The sequence below is a fragment of the Variovorax sp. YR566 genome (assembly GCF_051992195.1).
Taxonomy (GTDB): Bacteria; Pseudomonadota; Gammaproteobacteria; order Burkholderiales; family Burkholderiaceae_C; genus Variovorax.
On record NZ_CP197092.1, the window covers coordinates 2,349,590 to 2,370,235 of the forward strand.

Here is a 20,646-nt window from a genome sequence, read left to right on the forward strand (position 1 = left end):
TCTCTTTCTACTTCTCCTTGCCCATCACCACATCGGGCAGGATCGTCACGATGCTCGGGAACAGCGTGATCAGCACGATGCACAGCACCAGGCAGAAGAAGAACGGAATGGCAGCCTTGGCGATCACGTTGCTGTCTTTCCCGGTCATGTTCTGCAGCACGAAGAGGTTGAAGCCCACCGGCGGCGTGACCTCGGCGATCTCGACCAGCAGCACGATGAAGATGCCGAACCAGATCAGGTCGAAGCCGGCCTTCTGGATCATCGGCAGCACCACCGCGCTGGTCAGCACGATCATCGAGATGCCGTCGAGCGCCGTGCCCAGCACCAGGTACACGACGACCAGCGCGCCGATCAGCGCATAGGGCGACAGGTGCATGCTGTCGACCCACTCGGCCAGCTCGCGCGGAATGCCGGTGAAAGCCATGGTCTTGGTGAGGAAGGCGGCACCAGCCAGGATGAACATGATCATGCAGCTGGTGCGGGTGGCGCCCATGATGCCGTCCTTGAAGTTCTTCCAGGTGAGGCTACGGCCCCAGGCCGCGATGGCCAGCGAGCCCAGCACGCCGAAGGCCGCGCACTCGGTGGCCGTGGCCCAGCCCGCCACCAGCACCCAGACGATGAAGACGATCAGCAGCGCGCAGGGAATCAGGTTGCCCGAGAGCCGGATCTTCTCCATGAAGGTGGTCGGCGGATCGGCCGGCGGCACCTGGTCGGGATTGCGCAGGCTCCACCAGCCGATGTAGCCCGAGAACAGCAGCATCAGCAGAAAGCCCGGAAGAAAGCCTGCCAGGAAGATGCGGATGATCGACGCGTCGGCGGCCACGGCGTACACCACCATCGTGATCGATGGCGGGATCAGGATGCCCAGCGTGCCCGCGGTGGCGAGCGAGCCGATGGCCAGCTTCTCGTTGTAGCCGCGGCGCTTGAGTTCGGGCAGCGCCACCTTGGCGATGGTCGCGCAGGTGGCCGCCGACGAGCCCGAGACCGATCCGAACACGCCGCAGCCGAGGATGGTGGTGTGCATCAGCCGGCCGGGCACGCGGTTGAGCCAGGGGCGCAGGCCCTCGAACATCTCCTCGCTCAGCTTGGTTCTGAAGAGGATCTCGCCCATCCAGATGAAGAGCGGCAGCGCCGCGAGCTCCCAGCTGGCGTTGCTTTCCCAGAAGGCCGAGAACAGGTTCTTGCCCGGCAGCGTGTTGGTGAAGAAGGCCTGGCCGACCCAGCCGACGATGGCCAGCGTCATCGCGATCCAGACGCCGCCCGCGAGCAGGAGCAGCATGATGGCGAGCAGCAGCGCGCCCATGAGCAGGGTTTCAAGCATGGGCGTCAGACGTCGGAGGAGAAATCGCCGGCAGCATGCCGCTCTTCGATGGCGCGCTGGTAGCTGGGCTTCTCGCCGCGCACCACGCCCACCAGCTCGTCGACCATGGCAATCAGCAGCAGCCAGCAGCCGATGACGAAGGTCGATTGCGGAATCCAGATCGGAATGACGACGAGGCCGGTCGCCATCTCGGCGAACTCGTAGCTCTCATAAGTGAAGCTGGTGGCCCAGTAGGTCAGGTAGGCCACGGACACCGACGCGATCAGCAGGCATGTCACGTCAAGGATGCGCCGCACCTTCGGCGGCACGGCTTCGAGCAGCAGCGTCACGCGCACGAAGTCGCCGTGACGGAATGCATGCGCCATCGCGAAGAACGCGGCGGCGGCGCACAGCCAGGCCACCACGTCGTTGAGCCCGCTCACGTGCCAGTTCATCTGCCGGCCCACGCCGGCCAGGATCATCAGCACGAAGATCAGGAACACGCAGAACGCGCCGAGCGCGCCTGCACCGTCGTACAGGCGGTCGAGAAAGCGGCGCACGGCTTACTTCTTTTTATAAGCGTCGACGATGGCGGCGCCATCGGCCCCGGCTGCCTTGAGCCAGTCGGTCTGCATGATGCCGCCGACCTGGCGCATGTCGGCGTCGAGCTTGGGCGAGGGCTTGTGCACCTTCATGCCGCGCTCGGCGAGCAGGCGCTTGTATTCGTCGTTCTTCTCCTGCGCGACCTTCCAGCCGCGCACCTCGGCGTCGGCCGCAGCCTTGGTGACGGCGGCCTTGGTGGTGGCGTCGAGCGCGTCGAAGGCCTTGGCGTTCACGAGGATCGCGTTCTTCGGAATCCAGGCCTGCGTGTCGTAGAAGTTCTTGATGTGCTCGTAGGTCTTGGTGTCGTAGCCGGTGGAGCCCGAGCTCATGTAGCTCTCGATCACGCCCGTGGCCATCGCTGCGCTGAGCTCGGCCTGCTGGATCTGCACGGGCTGCGCGCCGATGAGTTCGGCGATCTTGGCGGTGGCCGGGCTGTAGGCGCGCCACTTGATGCCGCGCAGGTCGGCCACCGAGCCGATTTCCTTCTTTGTGTAGATGCCCTGCGGCGCCCACGGCACCATGAACAGCACCTTGATGCCCTGGGCCGCGAGCAACTTGTCCATGGCGGGCTTCGATGCGTCGTAGAGCTTCCTTGCCTCGGGGTAGGTGGTGGCGAGGAAGGGCACGCCGTCGAGCGCGTAGATCGGGTTCTCGTTCGCGTAGTTGGCCAGCAGGATCTCGCCGGCTTGCGCCTGGCCGCTCTGCACGGCGCGCTTGATCTCGGGTGCCTTGAACAGCGAGGCGTTGGCATGCACCGTGATCTTCACCTTGCCGCCCGTGGCGGCGTCGACGTCCTTCGCGAACTGCGTGATGTTTTCCGTGTGGTAGTTGGTGGCGGGGTAGGCCGTGGGGAGGTCCCACTTGGTCTGCGCGAAGGCTGCGGCGCCGAGGGTGAGGCCCGCGAGGGCAATGCCGAACTTGTGATTCATGTACGCACTCCGGAATGGATTGAAAGCAAAACGAAAGGAAGCTTACGTGCAAATTCCGGACCACTTCCTGAGGCATTTCCCTGCCATGGCGCGCATGAAAAAGCCGCCCGAAGGCGGCTTTGCATATTTCTACCGGAGCGGAATCAGGGCTTGGCGGCCTTGGGAGCTTTCGCTTCCTTCGATGCGGATGGCGCCGCGCCACCGAAGCTCTTGCCATTGACCGTCAGGCCCTCGGCCGACAGCTTGGCCGCCTTCTTCTCCTTCACGCCCTTGACGCGCTGCATGAGGTCGGGCCAGTCCTTGAACTCGCCTTCCTTGCGTGCTTCGAGAATGCGCTTGGACATCGACGGGCCAACGCCCTTGACGCCATCGAGGTCGGCCTCGGTGCCTTTGTTGACGTCGACGGCGGCGAACGAAACGGCCGCGAACAGCATGGCCGTGGTGGCCAGGATCTTCTTGAACATGATGAAAAACTCCCTCTTTTTTGTTGATGAGTGACAGCCGACAGAAGCGTCGGCCCAGGCTCAACGAGGAGGGAAAGAACGGCGTTGACGCGTAAAAGCCGTGCCGGCTGCTACGTGACCATTGTTCAGAAATGTGATCAGAGTTCTTCGACGCGGCGCGGCGGATAGCTGTCCCAGGCCTGGCAGCCAGGGCAGTGCCAGAAGTACTGGTGCGCCTCGAAACCGCAGGCTGCGCAGCGGTAGCGCATGAGCGGCCGGGTGGCCTGGTCGAGCGCGCGCTGCACCTGCGGATGGAACTGCTGGTGCTCGAAGTGTTCGCCTGCGAGCCAGCGCGAGGCCGCAACCAGCGAGGGTTGCTGCGCAAGATGCGCGATGTAGCCGTCGCGCGGCGTGGGGTTGGGTTCTTCTGCGGTGGCGGTCGGTGTGCCGCCGAGCGCCATCAGCGCCTCGAGCACGTCGATCGACGGCGACTCCACATAGCGGCGTTGCAGCAGCGCGAGCGCTTCGCCTTCGCGGTGCGCGGCCACGGCAGCCTGCTGCAGCGCGGCTGCGTAGAGCGGCAGCGCCAGCGGTGCGGTCTCGCTCAGGGCCACGAGCGTGTCGAAGGCCGCGGCCGCCTCGCCGTTGCGCAACTGCAGGTTGGCTGTGTCGATGGCGGGGCGCGGTGCCTGCGGCGCGAGTTCGACGGCCTGCGCGAGCAGCTTTGCGGCGCCGGGCAGGTCGCCCGCCGCAACGCGTTCAGTCGCCTGCTCGCAGAGGTGATGCGCGCGGCGCGTGCTGTAGCTGGCCTGGTCTGATTCATCGAGCTTCTGCGCCACGTCGGCGGCCTGTGCCCATTCGCGCGAGCGCTCGTAGATGGCCAGCAGCGACAGCCGCGCCTCGTTCTCGTAGCGCGTGCCTTCGAGCTTCTGCAGCGCGGCTTCGGCGCGATCGAGCAGGCCGGCGCGCAGGAAGTCTTGCGCCAGTGCGTGCTGTGCGCGTTCGCGGTCGCTGCGGCTCAGGTCGCCGCGGCCCAGCAGGTGCTCGTGCACGCGCACTGCGCGCTGGTACTCGCCGCGACGGCGGAAGAGATTGCCGAGTGCGAAATGAAGCTCTTGCGTGTCGGGGTCGTTCTGAACGGCTTCGATGAAGGCGTCGATTGCCTGGTCCTGTTGCTCGTTGAGCAGGAAGTTGAGGCCGCGAAAGTAGGCCTTTGGGGCCTGGCGGTTCTCGAGCTTGAGTTGCCGGATGTCGAAGCGCGATGCGAGCCAGCCGAGCACGAAGGCGACGGGCAGGCTGATCAGCAGCCAGCTGGGATCAAAGTCCATGTTGACGTACGGCGGGGAGGTCGGTGGCGGAGATGGTCGGAGCCGCTGCGGGCGCGGTCGTGGCGGTCGATGGTGCGGAAGCCTGGGTTTCGGCAGCGGCAGGCACTTGCGCCGCGGCGGTGCGGTGCTTCCACCAGCCCGGCAGCATGCCCAGTGCACCCACCACGAGCCCGCCGGCAAAGGCCGCGAGCACGACGAGCACCAGCGGCGCACGCCAGTAGGTGCCGAAGAAGAAATAGACGGTCGCGTCGTGCTGGTTGTTCAGCGCGAAAGCGAAGAGCGTAAAAAAAATGGCTGCCTTGAGCAGCCACAGGAGGTATTTCATAGCCGTTCCCGTTGCCGGGAGCATTCTACGTTTGCATCCACGTGCGTCAGGCCTTGCGGCCCTTGGCTTCCTTGCCGCCGGCGTCGAGCTCCGCGGTGCGTGCATCGACGGCTTCGCGCAGCGCCTTGCCGGGCTTGAAGTGCGGCACCCGCTTCTCGGGAATCTGCACGCTCTCGCCCGAACGCGGGTTGCGGCCGATGCGCGGCGGACGACGGTTGACCGAGAAGCTGCCGAAGCCACGGATCTCGATGCGGTGTCCGCGCACCAGCGCGTCGCTCATGGCATCGAGGATGGTCTTGACGGCGTATTCGGCATCGCGGTGCGTGAGCTGTGCAAAGCGCGCTGCGAGTTCTTCGACGAGGTCTGAGCGGGTCATAGGCCGAACATAAACGAAAAACGTGGACGAAAAAAAAAGACAGAGCGGCCCCAGGGCCTGCTCTGTCTTCCGACTCAGCTTACTTGCTGTCGTTGTTGTCGAGCTTGGCGCGCAGCAGGGCGCCCAGGCTGGTCGTGCCCGCGTTTTCGCGTGCCGACTGCTGGCTCAGGCTGGCCATGGCGCCTTGTTCGTCGACCATGTCCTTCTGCTTGATCGACAGCTGGATGTTGCGGGTCTTGCGATCCACATTCACGACGATGGCGGTGACTTCGTCGCCTTCCTTCAGCACGTTGCGGGCATCTTCGACGCGGTCGCGCGAGATTTCCGAAGCACGGAGGTAGCCGATGATGTCTTCGCCGAGGTCGATTTCAGCGCCGCGGGCGTCCACGGTCTTGACCTTGCCGGTCACGATCTGGCCCTTGTCGTTCACGGTGGTGAACGTGGTGAACGGGTCGCTGTCGAGCTGCTTGATACCGAGGCTGATGCGCTCGCGGTCGACGTCCACAGCCAGCACGATCGCTTCGACTTCCTGGCCCTTCTTGTAGTTGCGAACGGCGGTTTCGCCGGCTTCGTTCCACGAGAGGTCCGAGAGGTGAACCAGGCCGTCGATGCCGGCAGCCAGACCCACGAACACGCCGAAGTCGGTAATCGACTTGATCGGGCCCTTGACGCGGTCGCCGCGCTTGGTGTTTTGCGCGAACTCTTGCCACGGGTTGGCCTTGCATTGCTTCATGCCCAGGCTGATGCGGCGCTTGTCTTCGTCGATTTCCAGGACCATGACTTCGACTTCGTCGCCCAGCGAGACGATCTTGTTCGGAGCGATGTTCTTGTTGGTCCAGTCCATTTCGGAGACGTGCACCAGGCCTTCGATGCCGGGTTCGAGTTCGACGAACGCGCCGTAGTCGGCAATGTTCGTGACCTTGCCGAACAGGCGGGTCGATTGCGGGTAGCGGCGCGAAACGCCCATCCACGGGTCGTCACCCATTTGCTTGAGACCCAGCGAGACACGGTTCTTCTCGGTGTCGAACTTGAGGATCTTGGCGGTGATTTCCTGGCCGGCCTGAACGACTTCGCTCGGGTGGCGAACACGGCGCCATGCCATGTCGGTGATGTGCAGCAGGCCGTCGATGCCGCCGAGGTCCACGAACGCACCGTATTCGGTGATGTTCTTGACCACGCCGCGCACGACTGCGCCTTCCTTCAGCGTTTCCATCAGCTTGGCGCGTTCTTCGCCCATGCTGGCTTCGACCACGGCACGGCGCGACAGCACGACGTTGTTGCGCTTGCGGTCGAGCTTGATGACCTTGAACTCGAGGGTCTTGTTCTCGTACGGGGTCAGGTCCTTGATCGGACGCGTGTCGATCAGCGAGCCCGGCAGGAATGCGCGGATGCCGTTGACCAGGACCGTGAGGCCGCCCTTGACCTTGCCGCTGGTGGTGCCGGTGACGAAGTCGCCCGATTCCAGTGCCTTCTCGAGGGCGAGCCACGAAGCCAGACGCTTGGCGGTGTCGCGCGAGAGGATGGTGTCGCCGTAGCCGTTTTCAACGCTGCCGATGGCAACGGAAACGAAATCGCCGGCCTGAACTTCGAGTTCGCCCTTGTCGTTCTTGAACTCTTCGATCGGCACATACGCTTCGGACTTCAGACCGGCGTTGACGACGACGTGGTTGTGTTCGACACGCACGACTTCGGCCGTGATGACCTCGCCGGTGCGCATTTCGGAACGCTTCAGGGACTCTTCGAATAGGTCGGCAAAAGATTCAGACATTTATGGTTCCTTCCGTCAGGCAGGGTTGGCAGGCGCTCTTGCGAAATTGCGTGCGGCTGCTGTGGGTCTGTAGACGGCGGTTTTGTGGGCTTTTTGGATATAAACCCGGGTTGGTTGAACAACCAGCAGGCCAGTGCGCTGTCGCGCGGAAGGAGCCTGCTGGAGCGGTATGCGCCTTATGAATATTTCGGGATATTCCGTCGGGCGCCAGCTTTTCAAGCGGGCTTGAAAGGCTGTACTTGCTGCCACCAGTCCAAGACCCGATCGATCGATTGCTCGATGGACAGCTGGGAGTTGTCGAGGTGGCGAGCGTCCTGCGCCGGCTTCAGAGGGGCGACGCTGCGGGACGAGTCCCGGGCGTCACGTGCTTCCAAGTCGGAGCGAAGACTGTCGAGTGTAGTCGAAATACCCTTTGAAATCAACTGCTTATGCCGCCGCTCGGCGCGCTGGGCGGCGCTGGCCGTGAGGAAGACCTTGAGCGTCGCGTCAGGGAAGATCACGGTGCCCATGTCGCGCCCGTCGGCCACCAGGCCGGGCAGCTGGCGAAAGCGCTGCTGCAGGGCCAGCAGCGCCTCGCGCACGGCCGGCAGGGTGGAGACGCGGGAGGCGTCCATGCCGGCGGCTTCGGTGCGGATGTCGTCGCTGACGTCTTCGCCGGCCAGCAGCACCTTTCCTTCGGTGAACTGCAGGGGCAGGGCGGCCGCGAGTGCAGCGATCTGCGTTTCGTGCTGGGCGTCAGCGCTCAGGCCTGCACGGCGCATGGCCAGGCCGGTCACGCGGTAGAGGGAGCCCGAATCGAGGTAGTGGTAGCCGAGCAGGCGCGCTACTTCGGCCGCGAGCGTGCCCTTGCCGGAAGCGGTCGGGCCGTCGATGCAGATCACCGGCACCTCGGCGGCCTCTGCCACCGAGAACAGGGTCTCGAAGTAATCGGGAAAGGTCTTGGCGACGCAGTGCGGATCGAGAATGCGCACCGGCACCCCCGCCGGGTTGAATGCCGCGAGCGAGAAGCACATGGCCACGCGGTGGTCGTCGTAGGTGTGGATGCTCGCCGGGCGCCAGCCGGCCTGCGCCAGCGGGTGCACGCGGATGAAGTCGGGGCCGGCCTCGACAGCGGCGCCGAGCTTCTTCAGCTCGTTGGCCATGGCGTCGATGCGGTCGGTTTCCTTCACGCGCCAGCTCGCGATGTTGCGCAGCGTGCTCGGGCCGTCGGCGTACAGCGCCATCACAGCCAGCGTCATCGCGGCGTCGGGAATGTGATTGGCGTCGAGGTCGATGGCCTTGAGCGGCCAGGCGCCGCGGCGCACTTCGAGCCAGTTCGGACCGCTGTCGACCTGCGCGCCCATCTGGCGGGCGGCGTCGATGAAGCGGATGTCGCCCTGGATCGAATCGGCGCCCACGCCTTCGATGCGGATGCCGTCCTTGCCGGAAACACCTGTCGCTATCGCGCCCAATGCTATGAAATAGCTAGCAGACGAGGCATCGGCCTCGACGTGGATATCGCCGGGCGAGCTGTAGCTGCTGCCCGCCGGAATGGTGAAGCGCTCCCAGCCGTCGCGCCGCACCTGGATGCCGAAGCGCGCGAGCAGGTTCAACGTGATCTCGATGTAGGGCTTGGAGATCAGCTCGCCGACCACTTCGATCACGATGTCGCCGGCCGCCGCGAGCGGCAACGCCAGCAGCAGGGCGGTGAGGAACTGGCTCGACACGTCGCCGCGCACGCGGATCGGCGCGTCGAGCGCCAAATCACCGTGTGGCACCGGATGGATGCGCAGCGGTGGATAGCCGGGGTTGCCGAGGTAGTCGATGCGGCAGCCGAGTTGGGTCAGCGCGTCGACGAGATCGCCGATGGGGCGCTCGTGCATGCGCGGCACGCCGCTCAGCTCGAACTCGCCGCCCAGCAGCGACAGCGCCGCGGTGAGCGGGCGCATCGCGGTGCCGGCGTTGCCGAGGAACAGCGGCAGCAGCGTTTCGCTGGGCTTCAGCTGGCCGCCGAGGCCGGTGATGCGCAGCGTGTTTCCGTCCGGGTCGATGCCGCAGCCGAGCGCGCGCAGGGCGTCGAGCATCACGCGCGTGTCGTCCGAATCGAGCAGGTCGTGGATGGTGGTGGTGCCGCTCGCGAGCGCGGCGAGCAGCAGCACGCGGTTGGAGATGCTCTTGGAGCCCGGCAGCCGGACCGTACCGGCCGCGCCCGCGAGGGGCGGGAGATCGAGGAAGGTCGTCGAGAACATTTCAGTTGTCCTGCTGCTGCGACGAGGTGTCGGTGGCCGGTTTCCAGGCCGCGCGGGCCTTGCTGGCGGCGGCAATGGATTGCTCCAGCGCCTGCAGGTCGCCCGCAGCCATCAGCGCTTCGAGATCGTCCAGCGCCTTGCGGAAGGCCTGCGACTGTTGCAGCACCTGTTCGCGGTTGGCCAGCAGCACGTCGCGCCACATGACTGGGTCGCTCGCGGCGATGCGCGAGAAATCGCGAAAGCCCGGTCCCCCGAGGCTCAGGAAGCGGTCGCCCTGCGGCTGGCTGGCGATGGCGTTGGTGTACGCGAAGGCCAGCAGGTGCGGCAGGTGGCTCACGGCGGCAAAAGCGGCGTCGTGCTCTTCGTGCGTCATGGTGACGACGTGCGCGCCGATGCCGCTCCACACCTGCGAGGCCCGCTGCACGTTCGAGCGCAGCGTGGTCTTCACGGGCGTCAGCACGACCTGCCGGCCGGTGAACAGCGAAGCCTCTGCGTGCTCGATACCCGAGAGCTCCTTGCCGGCGATCGGGTGTGCCGGCACGAAGTTCGCGAACTGGCGCTGCAGGCCGTTGCGCGCGGCTTCGATCACGTCGCCTTTGGTCGAGCCGACGTCCATCACCAGCGTCTCGTTCGAGATGCCGTGGCGGATGGCCTTGAATGTGGCTTCCGATGCGGCCACCGGCACCGCCAGCAGCACGATGTCGGAGCCCGACACCGCGAGCAGTGCGGAAGGTGCTACCACGTCGATTACGCCGAGCTGGCGTGCCCGCTCGGTGGTGGAGGGCGACTTGCTGTAGCCCACCACGCGTTTCACCAGCTTCGCGCGCTTGAGTGCGAGCGCGAAAGAGCCGCCCATCAGGCCGCAGCCGATCAGTCCCAGTTGTTCGAACATGTTGTGGGGCTGCCTGCCGCTCAGGCCTTGACGGGGTAGGCGCCCAGCACCTTGTAGAACGCGCAGAGACCGCGCAGCTCGGCCAGCGCCGCGGCCACGTTGGGCTGCGAGGGATGGCCGTCGAGGTCGATGTAGAAGTAGTACTCCCACTGGCCGGTGCGAGCGGGGCGCGACTCGAAGCGGGTCATCGATACGTTGTTGGCCTTCAGCGGCACCAGCAGGTCGTGCACCGCGCCGGGCCGGTTCGGCACCGAGACGATCAGGCTCGTGCAGTCGCGGCCCGAGGCTGGCGGCATGGCCAGCGTCTGCGGCAGGCAGATCACCGAGAAGCGGGTGCGGTTGTACGAGTCGTCCTGGATGGCGTGCGCCACGATGTGCAGGCCGAAGCGGGTGGCAGCGCGTTCGCCGGCCAATGCGGCCCAGGCCGGGTTGGTGGCCGCGAGGCGTGCGCCTTCGGCATTGCTCGATACGGCACGGCGCTCGGCGTTCGGCAGGTGCTTGGACAGCCAAGTCTGGCACTGTGCCAGCGCCTGCGGATGGGCCAGCACGGCCTCCACGCCTTCGAGCGAATTGCTGCTGCGCAGGAGGTGGTGGCGCACCAGCAGGCTGACTTCGCCGACGACATGGGTCGGCGAGTGCAGGAACAGGTCGAGCGAGCGCGTGACCACGCCTTCGGTCGAGTTTTCGACGCCGACCACGCCGTACTGGGCGCTGCCAGCGGCGGTGGCGTGGAACACCTCGTCGAAGCTGGCGCAATAGATCAGGTCGGCGGCGCCGCCGAAGTATTCGATGGCGGCTTGCTCGCAGAAGGTGCCTTCGGGGCCCAGCACGGCCACGCGTTGTGGCGACTCGAGCGCCAGGCAGGCCGACATGATCTCGCGCCAGATGGCCGCCACGTGGAGGTCCTTGAGCGGACCGCCATTGCTCTTCTGCATCTTGTCGATGACCTGCGCCACGCGGTCGGGGCGGAAGAACGGGGTGCCCTCGCGCTTCTTGACCTCGCCGACCAGCTCGGCCACATGGGCCCGCTCGTTGAGCAGGCTGAGCAGTCGCTGGTCGAGCGAGTCGATCTGCACGCGCAGATCGGCCAGGCTTTCGGAGTTGTCGGAGGGAGAAGAGGGCGGTGTGGGTGCGGAGGCGGTCATCGGTGCGAGCAGCTGGGCATGCGCCTAGGCATGCGATCGCTCGAATTCTCGCATGTAGGCCACAAGTGCCTGCACCCCTGCCAGCGGCATGGCGTTGTAAATGCTCGCGCGCATGCCGCCGACCGACTTGTGGCCCTTGAGCTGCAGCAGCCCGGCTTCGCGCGCGCCGGCCAGGAAAGCCTCGTTGCGGCCTTCGTCGGCCAGGAAGAACGGCACGTTCATGCGCGAGCGGCAGCCCGGGTCGATCCGGTTGGCGTAGAAGTCGGAGCCGTCGATGAAGTCGTACAGCAGCTTTGCCTTCGCGATGTTGCGCTGCTCCATGGCGGCCACGCCGGTGTGCGAGCCTTCGGTCTGCTGCAACAGCCATTGGAACGTGAGCCCCGCCATGTAGATGCCCCAGGTCGGCGGGGTGTTGTACATGGAGTGGTTGTCGGCCACGGTCTTGTAGTTGAACGCGCTCGGGCAGATCTCGAGCGCGTGGCCCAGCAGGTCGTCGCGCACGACCACGATGGTCAGGCCGGCAGGGCCGAGGTTCTTTTGTGCGCCGCCGAAGGCCAGGCCCACGCGGCTCCAGTCGACGCTGCGCGAGGCAACGTGCGAGGAGAAATCGATGACCAGCGGGGCGTTGCTGCCGAGCGCGGCCAGATCGGGCAACTGCTGGAACTCGATGCCGTTGATGGTCTCGTTCGAGCACACGTGCACGTACGAGGCATCCTTGGAGAGCTGCCAGGTCGCAGGGTCGGGCAGCTTCGTGTGCTGGTCGTCGGCATTGCTCGCGACAACGCGCGCTGTGCAGTAGCGCTGCGCTTCCTTGTGCGACTTGATGCTCCAGCTGCCGGTGATGACGAAGTCGGCGGTTTTGCCGCGCGACAGGTTCAACGGCACGATGGCGTTCTCGCCCAGTCCGCCGCCCTGCATGAACAGGACCTGGAAGTGCGAGGGAATGGCCAGCAGCGTGCGGATGTCGGCTTCGGCCTGGGTGCAGATCGCACCGAATTCCTTGCCGCGATGGCTCATTTCCATCACGCTCATGCCGCTGCCCTGCCAGTCGAGCATTTCGGCGGCGGCGCGTTGCAGCACCGCCTCCGGCATGGCAGCCGGACCGGCCGAGAAGTTGTAGGGGCGCTTGCCGGCCGGCGTCTGCTGCTGGGTCACGTTGCTTTTACTTCTTGGCTGGGGCCTTGGCAGGTGCCTTGGCGGGAGCGGAGCCTTGGGCAGCGCCATCGGTCGGTGCGCCGAGTGCCTTGGCGACTGCGGTGTCGAGCGCGCGCATCTTGGGTTCGACCGTGGTGCGCGTGTCGGCCACGAGCTTTTCCGTCAGTGCGGTCTGCATCTTCGGGTTCAGGTCCTGGTACTTCTTGCTCAGGGGCGAGTTGATCCAGGCCAGCAGCTGCTTGAGTTCGTCTTCGTTGAAGTTCTGCTCCATCAGCGGGGTGAGGGCGCCCGGGGCCAGTTGAACGGCCTTGTCGCGAACGATGGGGTAGGTCTCGTCGAAGTACTTCTTCAGCTCGGCGTCGGCAGCCTTGGCGGCAGCTTCGCGCTTGGCTTCAGGCACTTGCGTCTGCAGGTATTGCGAACCCGCTTGCGCGATCGGAGCGCTCGATTGCTCGACCAAGCCGCGTGCCAGCGATTCGATACCGGGGCGCTGGATGTCGATGAACTGCTTGATGAGCGTGGCCTTGTCCTGGGCCATGGCGGCCATCGAACTGCTTGCCAGGGCGACCGTCAGAAGTGCGAGTTTGATTTTTTTCACTGAGGATTCTCCGTTGAAGATGAGGAAGTATCGTCCGCGTCAGGCTCGCTTTCGCCGTTCGCGTCGTTTTCGACGATACGTTGTAGCCCGCTGAGTTTGGCGCCTTCGTCGAGTCCGATCAGCGTAACGCCTTGCGTCGCGCGACCAAGTTCACGAATTTCGGCAACCCGGGTGCGCACCAGCACGCCCTTGTCGGTGATGAGCATGATCTCATCATCCGCATGCACGAGAGTGGCAGCAACGACCTTGCCGTTGCGCTCACTCTGTTGAATGGCGATCATGCCTTTGGTTCCCCGGCCGTGGCGGGTGTATTCCGTAATGCTTGTTCGCTTTCCGTAACCATTTTCCGTGGCCGTGAGCACGCTTTGCTGCTCATCTTCGGCAACCAGCATGGCAATCACGCCCTGTCCGGGGTCGAGCGACATGCCGCGCACGCCGCGGGCATTGCGGCCAAGCGGGCGGACGTCTTCCTCGTCGAAGCGCACGGCCTTGCCGCCGTCGCTGAAGAGCATCACGTCGTGCTTGCCGTCGGTCAGTGCCGCGCCGATCAGGTAGTCGCCCTCATCGAGGTTCACGGCAATGATGCCGCCCTTGCGCGGGTTGTTGAACTCGTCGAGCGCCGTCTTCTTGACCGTGCCCATCGAGGTCGCCATGAACACGTACTGGTCGGCCGGGAAGTTGCGCTTTTCACCCGTCAGCGCGAGCGCGACGTTGATCTTTTCGCCTTCCTGCAGTGGGAACATGTTGACGATGGGGCGCCCGCGCGAGCCACGCGAACCCGCCGGCACTTCCCACACCTTGAGCCAGTACAGCCGGCCGCGGTTGGAGAAGCACAGGATGTAGTCGTGCGTGTTGGCGATGAAGAGCTGGTCGATCCAGTCGTCGTCCTTGGTGGCGGTAGCCTGCTTGCCGCGGCCGCCGCGTTTCTGCGCGCGGTATTCGCCCAGCGGCTGGCTCTTGATGTAGCCGCTGTGCGAGAGCGTCACCACCATGTCGGTCGGCGTGATCAGGTCTTCGGTCGATAGGTCGTAGGCGCTGTGCTCCACCAGGCTGCGGCGCGCGCCGACCTTCGACTGGCCGAACTCCTGCTTGATGGTGCCGAGTTCGTCGCCAATGATGGTCGAGACGCGCTCGGGCTTGGCCAGGATGTCGAGCAGGTCGTCGATCTCGGCCATCACGTCCTTGTACTCGGCCACGATCTTGTCCTGCTCGAGGCCGGTCAGGCGCTGCAGGCGCATCTGCAGGATTTCCTGGGCTTGCGTTTCCGACAGTCGATAGAGGCCGTCGCCGCCCATGCCGAAATTGCGCTCGAGGCCTTCGGGGCGGTAGTCGTCGGCGTTGATCACGCCGCCGTCGGCGCGCGTGCGCGTGAGCATTTCGCGCACCAGCTTGCTGTCCCAGCTGCGGGTCATCAGCTCGGCCTTGGCGACAGGCGGCGTCGGCGATTCGCGGATGATGCGGATGAACTCGTCGATGTTGGCCAGCGCCACCGCGAGGCCTTCGAGCACGTGGCCGCGTTCGCGGGCCTTGCGCAGCGTGAAGACGGTGCGGCGCGTGACCACTTCGCGGCGGTGCTGCAGGAAGACCTGGATCAGATCCTTCAGGTTGCACAGCTTGGGCTGGCCATCGACCAGCGCCACCATGTTGATGCCGAAGGTGTCCTGCAGCTGCGTCTGCTTGTAGAGGTTGTTGAGCACCACCTCGGGCACTTCGCCGCGCTTGAGCTCGATCACCAGGCGCATGCCCGACTTGTCGGACTCGTCCTGGATGTGGCTGATGCCTTCGATCTTCTTCTCGTGCACCAGCTCGGCCATGCGCTCCTGCAGCGTCTTCTTGTTGACCTGGTAGGGGAGCTCGTCGACGATGATCGCCTGGCGCTGGCCGCGGTCGATGTCCTCGAAGTGGCACTTGGCGCGCATCACGACCTTGCCGCGGCCGGTGCGGTAGCCGTCCTTCACGCCGTTGATGCCATAGATGATGCCGGCGGTGGGGAAGTCGGGCGCGGGCACGATTTCCATCAGCTCGTCGATGCTGGCTTCGGGGTTGCGCAGCAGGTGCAGGCAGGCGTCGACAACCTCATTCAGGTTGTGCGGCGGAATATTGGTGGCCATGCCGACCGCAATACCGCCGGAGCCATTGACCAGCAAATTCGGGAGCTGGCTTGGCAGCACTTTCGGCTCTTTTTCGGAGCCGTCGTAATTGTCCTGAAAGTCGACAGTTTCCTTGTCGATATCGGCCAGCATTTCGTGCGCAATTTTGGCCAGCCGGATTTCCGTATACCGCATTGCGGCCGCGTTGTCTCCATCGACCGACCCGAAGTTGCCCTGGCCGTCGACCAGCATATGGCGCATCGAGAAGTCCTGGGCCAGGCGCACGATGGTGTCGTAGACCGACTGGTCTCCGTGCGGGTGGTACTTACCGATCACGTCGCCGACGATACGGGCCGACTTCTTGTATGGCCGGTTCCAGTCGTTGTTGAGCTCGTGCATCGCGTACAGCACGCGGCGGTGCACAGGCTTGAGGCCGTCGCGGGCATCGGGAAGCGCTCGGCCCACGATCACGCTCATGGCGTAGTCGAGATAGCTGCTGCGCATTTCCTCTTCGAGACTGATGGGCAGGGTTTCTTTTGCGAAGGAGGTCATGAGCGAGGGGCTGGCGGCAGGAAGGCGAAATTTTACGCTGTGAGGGGTGTCGCACCGCCGCAACACAAGGTGCCTATTCCGCCTCCGTCCTACGCTTCGGGGCCGTCCAGCGGCCTGTTTGCCAAAGACCCTATGGCACAATCGCCTCAACGTTTTGGGTGGTGGTCACTTAAAGCGTCCTTGATTCGCAGCGCGGCTGCGGCTTTTTCCCCAAGAGGAGAACCATGAAGAAACTGAATAAAGTGGCGATGATGTTTGCAGTCGCTGCGCTCGCCACTGCCGCCGGCGCGCAGACCCGTGTCACCGCTGCGGACGGCGGTCCTACGATCGACAACTGGCAAAACGGCACCGGCGAACTGGTCTGGAAGAACGGCACGAATGAACTGTGCTGGCGCGATGCCAACTGGACGCCGGCTACGGCTGCCGCTGGTTGCGACGGTGCTCTGGTTCCTGCTGCTCCGGCTGCTGCTGCTCCGGCTGCTGCTGCCCCGGCTGCCCCGGCCGCACCGCAAGTCGCTGCCAACAAGGTGACCTTCGCTGCCGACGCATTCTTCGACTTCGACAAGTCGGTTCTGAAGCCTGAAGGTCGCGCCAAGCTGACCGATCTGGTCGAGAAGATCCGTGGCGTCAACCTCGAAGTCATCATCGCTGTGGGCCACACCGACTCGATCGGTACGGACGCCTACAACCAGCGTCTGTCGGTGCGTCGCGCCGAAGCCGTCAAGGCCTTCCTGGTCTCGAAGGGCATCGAACGCAACCGCGTCTACACCGAAGGCAAGGGCGAGAAGCAGCCTGTGGCTGACAACCGCACCAAGGAAGGCCGCGCCAAGAACCGTCGCGTGGAAATCGAAGTGGTCGGCACCCGCGCCAACTAATCAATCGATTCCATCGATCATGAAAACCCCGCCTCGGCGGGGTTTTTTTATGGCTGTCGAATTCGTGATTGATCTTTGGCAAAGCCCGCGCGGTGTTTATTGGACATTGCTCGTTTCATAATCGCTGCATGACAGAAAACGTGAATGCGGATCCGGCCGAACTGGCCAAGTTTTCAGAGCTCGCGCATCGCTGGTGGGATTTGGAAAGCGAATTCCGCCCGCTGCATGAAATCAATCCATTGCGCCTGGAATGGATTGACGGTATTGCACCTATTTCGCAGCGCCGCGTACTCGATATCGGTTGCGGCGGCGGCATCCTGGCTGATTCGATGGCGCGCAAGGGGGCCGACGTGCTGGGTATCGACCTCGCGGGCAAGGCGCTCAAGGTCGCGCAGCTGCATGCGCTCGAGGCCGGTACCCGCGGCGTGAAGTACCGTGAGATCAGCGCGGAGGCGCTGGCAGCCGAGCAGCCGGGCAGCTTCGACGTCGTCACCTGCATGGAGATGCTCGAGCATGTGCCGCAGCCAGCCTCGGTGATCCAGGCCTGCGCTACGCTGGTCAAGCCGGGTGGCTGGGTGTTCTTCTCGACGATAAACCGCAGCTTGAAGTCCTTCATGCTGGCGATCGTGGGCGCCGAGTATGTTCTCGGCATGCTGCCGCGTGGGACTCATGAATATGCGAAGCTGATCCGGCCCAGCGAGTTGGCTGGATACTGCCGCGCAGCGGGTCTGGACCTGCGGCACACCCGCGGCATGGAGCACAACCCCCTGACCCGGCGCTATTGGCTCAGCGGCGACACCAGCGTCAACTATATGTTCGCCACGCAGAAGCCGGCCGAACTGAAGTCGGAATCGCAAGGATGATGGGCATCGAGACGAAAGCCGTGCTGTTCGACCTCGACGGCACGCTGATCGACAGCGCGCCCGATCTGGGCGCCGCAGCCGACAAGATGCGCACTGAGCGCGGCCTCGATTCGTACCCGCTGGAGCGTTACCGTCCCATGGCTGGTGCGGGCGCGCGCGGCATGCTTGGCGTGGCGTTCGGCATCACGCCAGAATCGCCGGAGTTTCCTGAGCTGCGCGAAGAGTTCTTCGTGACCTACGAGCGCCGCATGCTGCTCAACACGCAGGTGTTCGATGGCGTCCAAGCGCTCATCGAGGCGCTGCGCGAGCGCGGCCTCTTGTGGGGTGTCGTCACCAACAAGTCGATGCGCTTCACCGATCCGCTGACGCGCGCCATTCCGCTTTTCGCGAGTGCGGGCGCGGTTGTGAGCGGCGACACCACGCCGTTTGCCAAGCCGCATCCCGAGCCCTTGCATGAAGCTGCGCGCCGGCTTGGCGTGGCATCGCGGGCATGCATCTACGTCGGCGACGACGAGCGCGACATCATCGCGGGCCGCGCTGCAGGCATGCGCACGGTCGCAGCCACCTACGGCTACATGGGGACACAGGCCGATTCGGCACTCTGGCAGGCCGATGCTTCAATCTCTTCGCCCCTTGAGCTCTTGAAGTTACTCAATAGCGCCTAAAATGGGTTGCTTGGGGCTGCACTGGTTTCGACGTGGGTTCGGAGTCGCAGCGGGGCATGTCGAGCTGAATGCGCTCGTAAAACAGATTCAAACAAACTAACTGCAAACGACGAACGTTTCGCACTCGCTGCTTAATTGCCAGTGAGCCTTGCAACAGTTGGCCGATGGGCTGGGCAAGGGGGTCTGGAGCAATCCTGACCTCCCGGCTGCAAGGATAATTACATGGGCTGGCTCCGATCCGGGTACCTTGGGTCGGGGCGAGAAAATAGGGTGCTGGCGTCCGGTTTAGCGTGTGACTGCGCGACTCCGGAAGCGAGACTTAAATCAGATCACTAAACATGTAGAACTGCGCGATGAAGGCTTGCGGACGGGGGTTCAAATCCCCCCAGCTCCACCAAATTTCTAGAGCCAAGTCCAATTAAATCAAGGACTTACGAAAAGGCTCTCCGTCTCGGACCGTCACTCACCGTCTCGGGATTCACACACTTCTCACACGCGATTCGCACCTGAATCGCTCGCGTCGCCGACCTCCGGCAGACCAGGCAGATGCTCCCGACCGTACTTTACCTGCGGTCGGTCGAAGCCCAGAGTGGCGCCTTGCTCGACCCACCGGCCGTAGTTCCGGATCACCATCTCCGTCGTCTTGTGGCCGAGCAGCTTGGCGATGTACGCCGGGTTCTCGCCCTGGCTCAGCAGTTGGCTCGCGAACGTGTGCCGCATCTGGTACGGATTGCGATAGCTGGCCATGGCCTTCTTGCAGGTGCGCTGCCACAGCCGCAGCAGCGACTGGTCCGTCCATTCCTTGTCGTTGCGCGGGTTCATGAAGACCCGGCCACCGGCTTTCTCAGTGCGTTGCCGTTGGTCCTCAAGCGCCTGGCGGGCGGCAAGAAGCAGCGGGATGGTGCGCACGCCGGCACGTGTCTTCGTGCCTTTTTCCTCGCCCTCGACGACTGCCCTGTGGACGCGCACAGTCCCGGCCTGCAGATCGATGTCGGCCCAGTCGTCGCGAAGTTGGCTCGAGCGCTCGGTGTGCAGTTTGAATGGCTGCCCGGCGCCGCAGCGACTGGAGGTGTCGAGGATCGTGCTAGACGGGCGGTGGTAGTCGTTCGATGTCGCGCTGTCGTCCGAACGTTGGTCGCACCGCGTCTAGAGGCGTACTGCTCAGGGGCGTTGGTTATCCCTGGTAGGACCGAACCCCGGCGGGCAAGACGTCCTCTTCCCCTCGACTTCGCTGACCGTTTGCTGGGCGGGAAGTACGGGGACTCGTATGAGACAGGTCCAAAATCTGAGCACAACAAGATCAGAAAATGGGGCGACCGCACATTTATCGATCCGCCGAAAAAGGATGAAGCAAATGACTGATGTTTTTCTTGTCCACCACGTGCATCAACTTTCTGATGGCGAAGAGGACGTCAAGTTGCTTGGAGTTTTTTCGTCAGAAGAGAAAGCGGCGCTCGCAATCGATAGTGCCCGCAAGCTGCCAGGTTTCTCGGAAGCGCCTGATGGCTTCAGTATCGACAAGTATCAGGTTGACAAGAGAACGTGGACAGAGGGATTCATCACGATGCAATGAGCCAGTCGCTAGCTTTGAACATCGTCTCGGATGGGCGGTGACAAAAAAGCCGCCCGCAGGCGGCCTTCCTTCGGCAAATGGATGCAGGTCTATGGGCCTCACCCAATGCCGGACTCGACGTAAAGAATTCTTCGGGCTCGGTGTCCCTTGTGCTACGTGCGCCTGTCCTCTAGAACTCGAAAGGTGATGTTGTCGCCCGACACCTGCTCAATCGACATCTTCAGGTTCCGGAACGTGATGGTTGAGGCGTTGCGTGGATAAGTGAGGTTCTGAAAGAACGCCACGCGCGCCAAGCCTTCAGGGCTGAACTCGCGATAGGTAAGGTTGATCGCGCTGTCCGTGATGCCGGTGAACAATATTTCGTAGTTAACGAATCCCTTGTTGGTGTTCACCCTCGTCTTGGGCTGGCGAATGAGTGTGCCATCCGGTGGGGAGATCTGCAGTGTGTAGATCACCATGACGTGATCGCCGTTCATACCGGGATTGGTGGCAACAACTCGCGGAAGGAGCTTCCCATCATCGCCGAGAAGGGCCGCTTGGTATTGGATGGGATTGGATTGATTCGCGACTACTTGGTAGTCTTTCCCCTCAACAGCCATGCGCCCCTTTACTTGGTAGCTCTGCCCTTCTAGGAAAGCAAGGTTCACCGGGCCGCCGGTCATCGTGAATGACTTGTTGGGCGTGGCGGATGGCTCTTCGAAAGAGTCCTCCCAATAGTCCTGGACCTTCACCATGGGGTCGCCGACATTCACGGTGAGCGGTTTGCCAACCTCGTAGTTGCTCTTCAGCACGTGTTGATTGCCCAGGTGCCGCACCCCCTCGGGTCGCAACGGCGCAGTACATGCTGTCAAGGCCACGACCGCGGCCAAGATTCCAAATGCCTTCATTTCCTCTCTCCTCTCAGGCTGCTGACTATAACTTTTCGTTACAGCGCCTGC

General features: G+C 63.9%; 20 protein-coding genes and 1 other RNA gene. 5 read left to right on the forward strand and 16 right to left on the reverse strand.

Features of this window, described 5'->3' with window-relative positions; translation table 11 throughout:
• Window positions 1-7: 7 nt before the first annotated feature.
• The 14 genes from ACTG4X_RS10900 to gyrA form a co-directional block, all read right to left on the reverse strand.
• On the reverse strand, window positions 8-1,321 hold the full coding sequence (locus ACTG4X_RS10900; RefSeq protein WP_093050084.1) for a TRAP transporter large permease: 1,314 nt from the start codon (window positions 1,319-1,321) through the stop codon (window positions 8-10).
• Window positions 1,322-1,326: 5 nt separating this feature from the next.
• Window positions 1,327-1,860, reverse strand: a complete 534-nt coding sequence (locus ACTG4X_RS10905) for a TRAP transporter small permease (protein WP_093075288.1) — start codon at window positions 1,858-1,860, stop codon at window positions 1,327-1,329.
• Between the two features lie 3 nt (window positions 1,861-1,863).
• Window positions 1,864-2,832 (reverse strand): TRAP transporter substrate-binding protein, encoded by a 969-nt coding sequence (locus tag ACTG4X_RS10910; RefSeq protein ID WP_093050090.1) that lies wholly within the window; start codon window positions 2,830-2,832, stop codon window positions 1,864-1,866.
• A 143-nt stretch (window positions 2,833-2,975) separates the two neighbouring features.
• Window positions 2,976-3,296 carry a ComEA family DNA-binding protein gene (locus ACTG4X_RS10915; protein ID WP_440533793.1) on the reverse strand — a complete coding sequence of 107 codons (321 nt, stop codon included), beginning with the start codon at window positions 3,294-3,296 and terminating at the stop codon, window positions 2,976-2,978.
• A gap of 137 nt (window positions 3,297-3,433) precedes the next feature.
• Entirely contained in the window at window positions 3,434-4,603 is a 1,170-nt protein-coding gene (lapB, locus tag ACTG4X_RS10920) for a lipopolysaccharide assembly protein LapB (protein WP_093050096.1), read from the reverse strand.
• Complete coding sequence (locus tag ACTG4X_RS10925) at window positions 4,593-4,928, reverse strand: LapA family protein (RefSeq protein WP_093050099.1); 336 nt, start codon at window positions 4,926-4,928, stop codon at window positions 4,593-4,595. Before ACTG4X_RS10925 ends, lapB begins: the two co-directional genes overlap by 11 nt.
• Window positions 4,929-4,974: 46 nt before the next feature.
• A complete protein-coding gene (locus ACTG4X_RS10930) occupies window positions 4,975-5,304 on the reverse strand; it encodes an integration host factor subunit beta (protein ID WP_093050102.1) in 330 nt (109 codons plus the stop codon).
• A gap of 79 nt (window positions 5,305-5,383) precedes the next feature.
• Window positions 5,384-7,072 carry a 30S ribosomal protein S1 gene (gene rpsA, locus ACTG4X_RS10935; protein ID WP_007829366.1) on the reverse strand — a complete coding sequence of 563 codons (1,689 nt, stop codon included), beginning with the start codon at window positions 7,070-7,072 and terminating at the stop codon, window positions 5,384-5,386.
• Window positions 7,073-7,287: 215 nt separating this feature from the next.
• Entirely contained in the window at window positions 7,288-9,300 is a 2,013-nt protein-coding gene (locus ACTG4X_RS10940) for a bifunctional 3-phosphoshikimate 1-carboxyvinyltransferase/cytidylate kinase (protein ID WP_440533794.1), read from the reverse strand.
• Window position 9,301: 1 nt separating this feature from the next.
• Window positions 9,302-10,192, reverse strand: a complete 891-nt coding sequence (locus tag ACTG4X_RS10945; protein WP_093050107.1) for a prephenate dehydrogenase — start codon at window positions 10,190-10,192, stop codon at window positions 9,302-9,304.
• Between the two features lie 20 nt (window positions 10,193-10,212).
• Window positions 10,213-11,337 (reverse strand): prephenate dehydratase, encoded by a 1,125-nt coding sequence (pheA, locus tag ACTG4X_RS10950; protein ID WP_093050110.1) that lies wholly within the window; start codon window positions 11,335-11,337, stop codon window positions 10,213-10,215.
• 24 nt (window positions 11,338-11,361) lie between these two features.
• Window positions 11,362-12,429 (reverse strand): 3-phosphoserine/phosphohydroxythreonine transaminase, encoded by a 1,068-nt coding sequence (serC, locus tag ACTG4X_RS10955; RefSeq protein WP_440534382.1) that lies wholly within the window; start codon window positions 12,427-12,429, stop codon window positions 11,362-11,364.
• 70 nt (window positions 12,430-12,499) lie between these two features.
• Entirely contained in the window at window positions 12,500-13,090 is a 591-nt protein-coding gene (locus ACTG4X_RS10960) for a DUF2059 domain-containing protein (protein WP_093050116.1), read from the reverse strand.
• Window positions 13,087-15,732, reverse strand: coding sequence for a DNA gyrase subunit A (gene gyrA / locus ACTG4X_RS10965; RefSeq protein WP_093050119.1), 2,646 nt, complete (start codon window positions 15,730-15,732; stop codon window positions 13,087-13,089). The genes ACTG4X_RS10960 and gyrA overlap by 4 nt, the downstream gene beginning before the upstream one ends.
• Before the next feature lie 224 nt (window positions 15,733-15,956).
• Between gyrA and ompA the strand changes: the two genes are divergently transcribed.
• The 4 genes from ompA (at window position 15,957) to ssrA (ending at window position 18,532) form a co-directional block, all read left to right on the forward strand.
• Window positions 15,957-16,607, forward strand: coding sequence for an outer membrane protein OmpA (ompA, locus tag ACTG4X_RS10970; RefSeq protein ID WP_093050122.1), 651 nt, complete (start codon window positions 15,957-15,959; stop codon window positions 16,605-16,607).
• 128 nt (window positions 16,608-16,735) lie between these two features.
• Window positions 16,736-17,470: a bifunctional 2-polyprenyl-6-hydroxyphenol methylase/3-demethylubiquinol 3-O-methyltransferase UbiG gene (gene ubiG / locus ACTG4X_RS10975; RefSeq protein ID WP_093050125.1), complete on the forward strand. Its 735-nt coding sequence runs from the start codon at window positions 16,736-16,738 to the stop codon at window positions 17,468-17,470.
• Window positions 17,467-18,135, forward strand: coding sequence for an HAD family hydrolase (locus ACTG4X_RS10980; protein WP_179830464.1), 669 nt, complete (start codon window positions 17,467-17,469; stop codon window positions 18,133-18,135). The genes ubiG and ACTG4X_RS10980 overlap by 4 nt, the downstream gene beginning before the upstream one ends.
• A gap of 12 nt (window positions 18,136-18,147) precedes the next feature.
• Window positions 18,148-18,532: a transfer-messenger RNA gene (ssrA, locus tag ACTG4X_RS10985) on the forward strand.
• A 92-nt stretch (window positions 18,533-18,624) separates the two neighbouring features.
• Here ssrA and ACTG4X_RS10990 read toward each other — a convergent pair.
• Entirely contained in the window at window positions 18,625-19,104 is a 480-nt protein-coding gene (locus ACTG4X_RS10990) for a tyrosine-type recombinase/integrase (protein ID WP_440533795.1), read from the reverse strand.
• Window positions 19,105-19,489: 385 nt separating this feature from the next.
• On the opposite strand from ACTG4X_RS10990, the gene ACTG4X_RS10995 reads away from it, so the two are divergent.
• Complete coding sequence (locus ACTG4X_RS10995) at window positions 19,490-19,708, forward strand: DUF7336 domain-containing protein (protein ID WP_440533796.1); 219 nt, start codon at window positions 19,490-19,492, stop codon at window positions 19,706-19,708.
• Between the two features lie 152 nt (window positions 19,709-19,860).
• Here ACTG4X_RS10995 and ACTG4X_RS11000 read toward each other — a convergent pair whose 3' ends face one another.
• Window positions 19,861-20,595 carry a hypothetical protein gene (locus ACTG4X_RS11000; protein ID WP_440533797.1) on the reverse strand — a complete coding sequence of 245 codons (735 nt, stop codon included), beginning with the start codon at window positions 20,593-20,595 and terminating at the stop codon, window positions 19,861-19,863.
• Between the last annotated feature and the right edge of the window lie 51 nt (window positions 20,596-20,646).

What these genes read in the sequence shown, in the direction of transcription:
- ACTG4X_RS10900 (WP_093050084.1), bottom strand. Translation starts at nt 1,321, where the DNA reads ATGCTTGAAACCCTGCTCATGGGCGCGCTGCTGCTCGCCATCATGCTG.
- ACTG4X_RS10910 (WP_093050090.1), bottom strand. Translation starts at nt 2,832, where the DNA reads ATGAATCACAAGTTCGGCATTGCCCTCGCGGGCCTCACCCTCGGCGCC.
- ACTG4X_RS10915 (WP_440533793.1), bottom strand. Translation starts at nt 3,296, where the DNA reads ATGTTCAAGAAGATCCTGGCCACCACGGCCATGCTGTTCGCGGCCGTT.
- lapB (WP_093050096.1), bottom strand. Translation starts at nt 4,603, where the DNA reads ATGGACTTTGATCCCAGCTGGCTGCTGATCAGCCTGCCCGTCGCCTTC.
- ACTG4X_RS10925 (WP_093050099.1), bottom strand. Translation starts at nt 4,928, where the DNA reads ATGAAATACCTCCTGTGGCTGCTCAAGGCAGCCATTTTTTTTACGCTC.
- ACTG4X_RS10930 (WP_093050102.1), bottom strand. Translation starts at nt 5,304, where the DNA reads ATGACCCGCTCAGACCTCGTCGAAGAACTCGCAGCGCGCTTTGCACAG.
- rpsA (WP_007829366.1), bottom strand. Translation starts at nt 7,072, where the DNA reads ATGTCTGAATCTTTTGCCGACCTATTCGAAGAGTCCCTGAAGCGTTCC.
- ACTG4X_RS10940 (WP_440533794.1), bottom strand. Translation starts at nt 9,300, where the DNA reads ATGTTCTCGACGACCTTCCTCGATCTCCCGCCCCTCGCGGGCGCGGCC.
- ACTG4X_RS10945 (WP_093050107.1), bottom strand. Translation starts at nt 10,192, where the DNA reads ATGTTCGAACAACTGGGACTGATCGGCTGCGGCCTGATGGGCGGCTCT.
- pheA (WP_093050110.1), bottom strand. Translation starts at nt 11,337, where the DNA reads ATGACCGCCTCCGCACCCACACCGCCCTCTTCTCCCTCCGACAACTCC.
- serC (WP_440534382.1), bottom strand. Translation starts at nt 12,429, where the DNA reads ATGCCGGAGGCGGTGCTGCAACGCGCCGCCGCCGAAATGCTCGACTGG.
- gyrA (WP_093050119.1), bottom strand. Translation starts at nt 15,732, where the DNA reads ATGACCTCCTTCGCAAAAGAAACCCTGCCCATCAGTCTCGAAGAGGAA.
- ompA (WP_093050122.1), top strand. Translation starts at nt 15,957, where the DNA reads ATGAAGAAACTGAATAAAGTGGCGATGATGTTTGCAGTCGCTGCGCTC.
- ubiG (WP_093050125.1), top strand. Translation starts at nt 16,736, where the DNA reads ATGACAGAAAACGTGAATGCGGATCCGGCCGAACTGGCCAAGTTTTCA.
- ACTG4X_RS10980 (WP_179830464.1), top strand. Translation starts at nt 17,467, where the DNA reads ATGATGGGCATCGAGACGAAAGCCGTGCTGTTCGACCTCGACGGCACG.
- ACTG4X_RS10995 (WP_440533796.1), top strand. Translation starts at nt 19,490, where the DNA reads ATGACTGATGTTTTTCTTGTCCACCACGTGCATCAACTTTCTGATGGC.
- ACTG4X_RS11000 (WP_440533797.1), bottom strand. Translation starts at nt 20,595, where the DNA reads ATGAAGGCATTTGGAATCTTGGCCGCGGTCGTGGCCTTGACAGCATGT.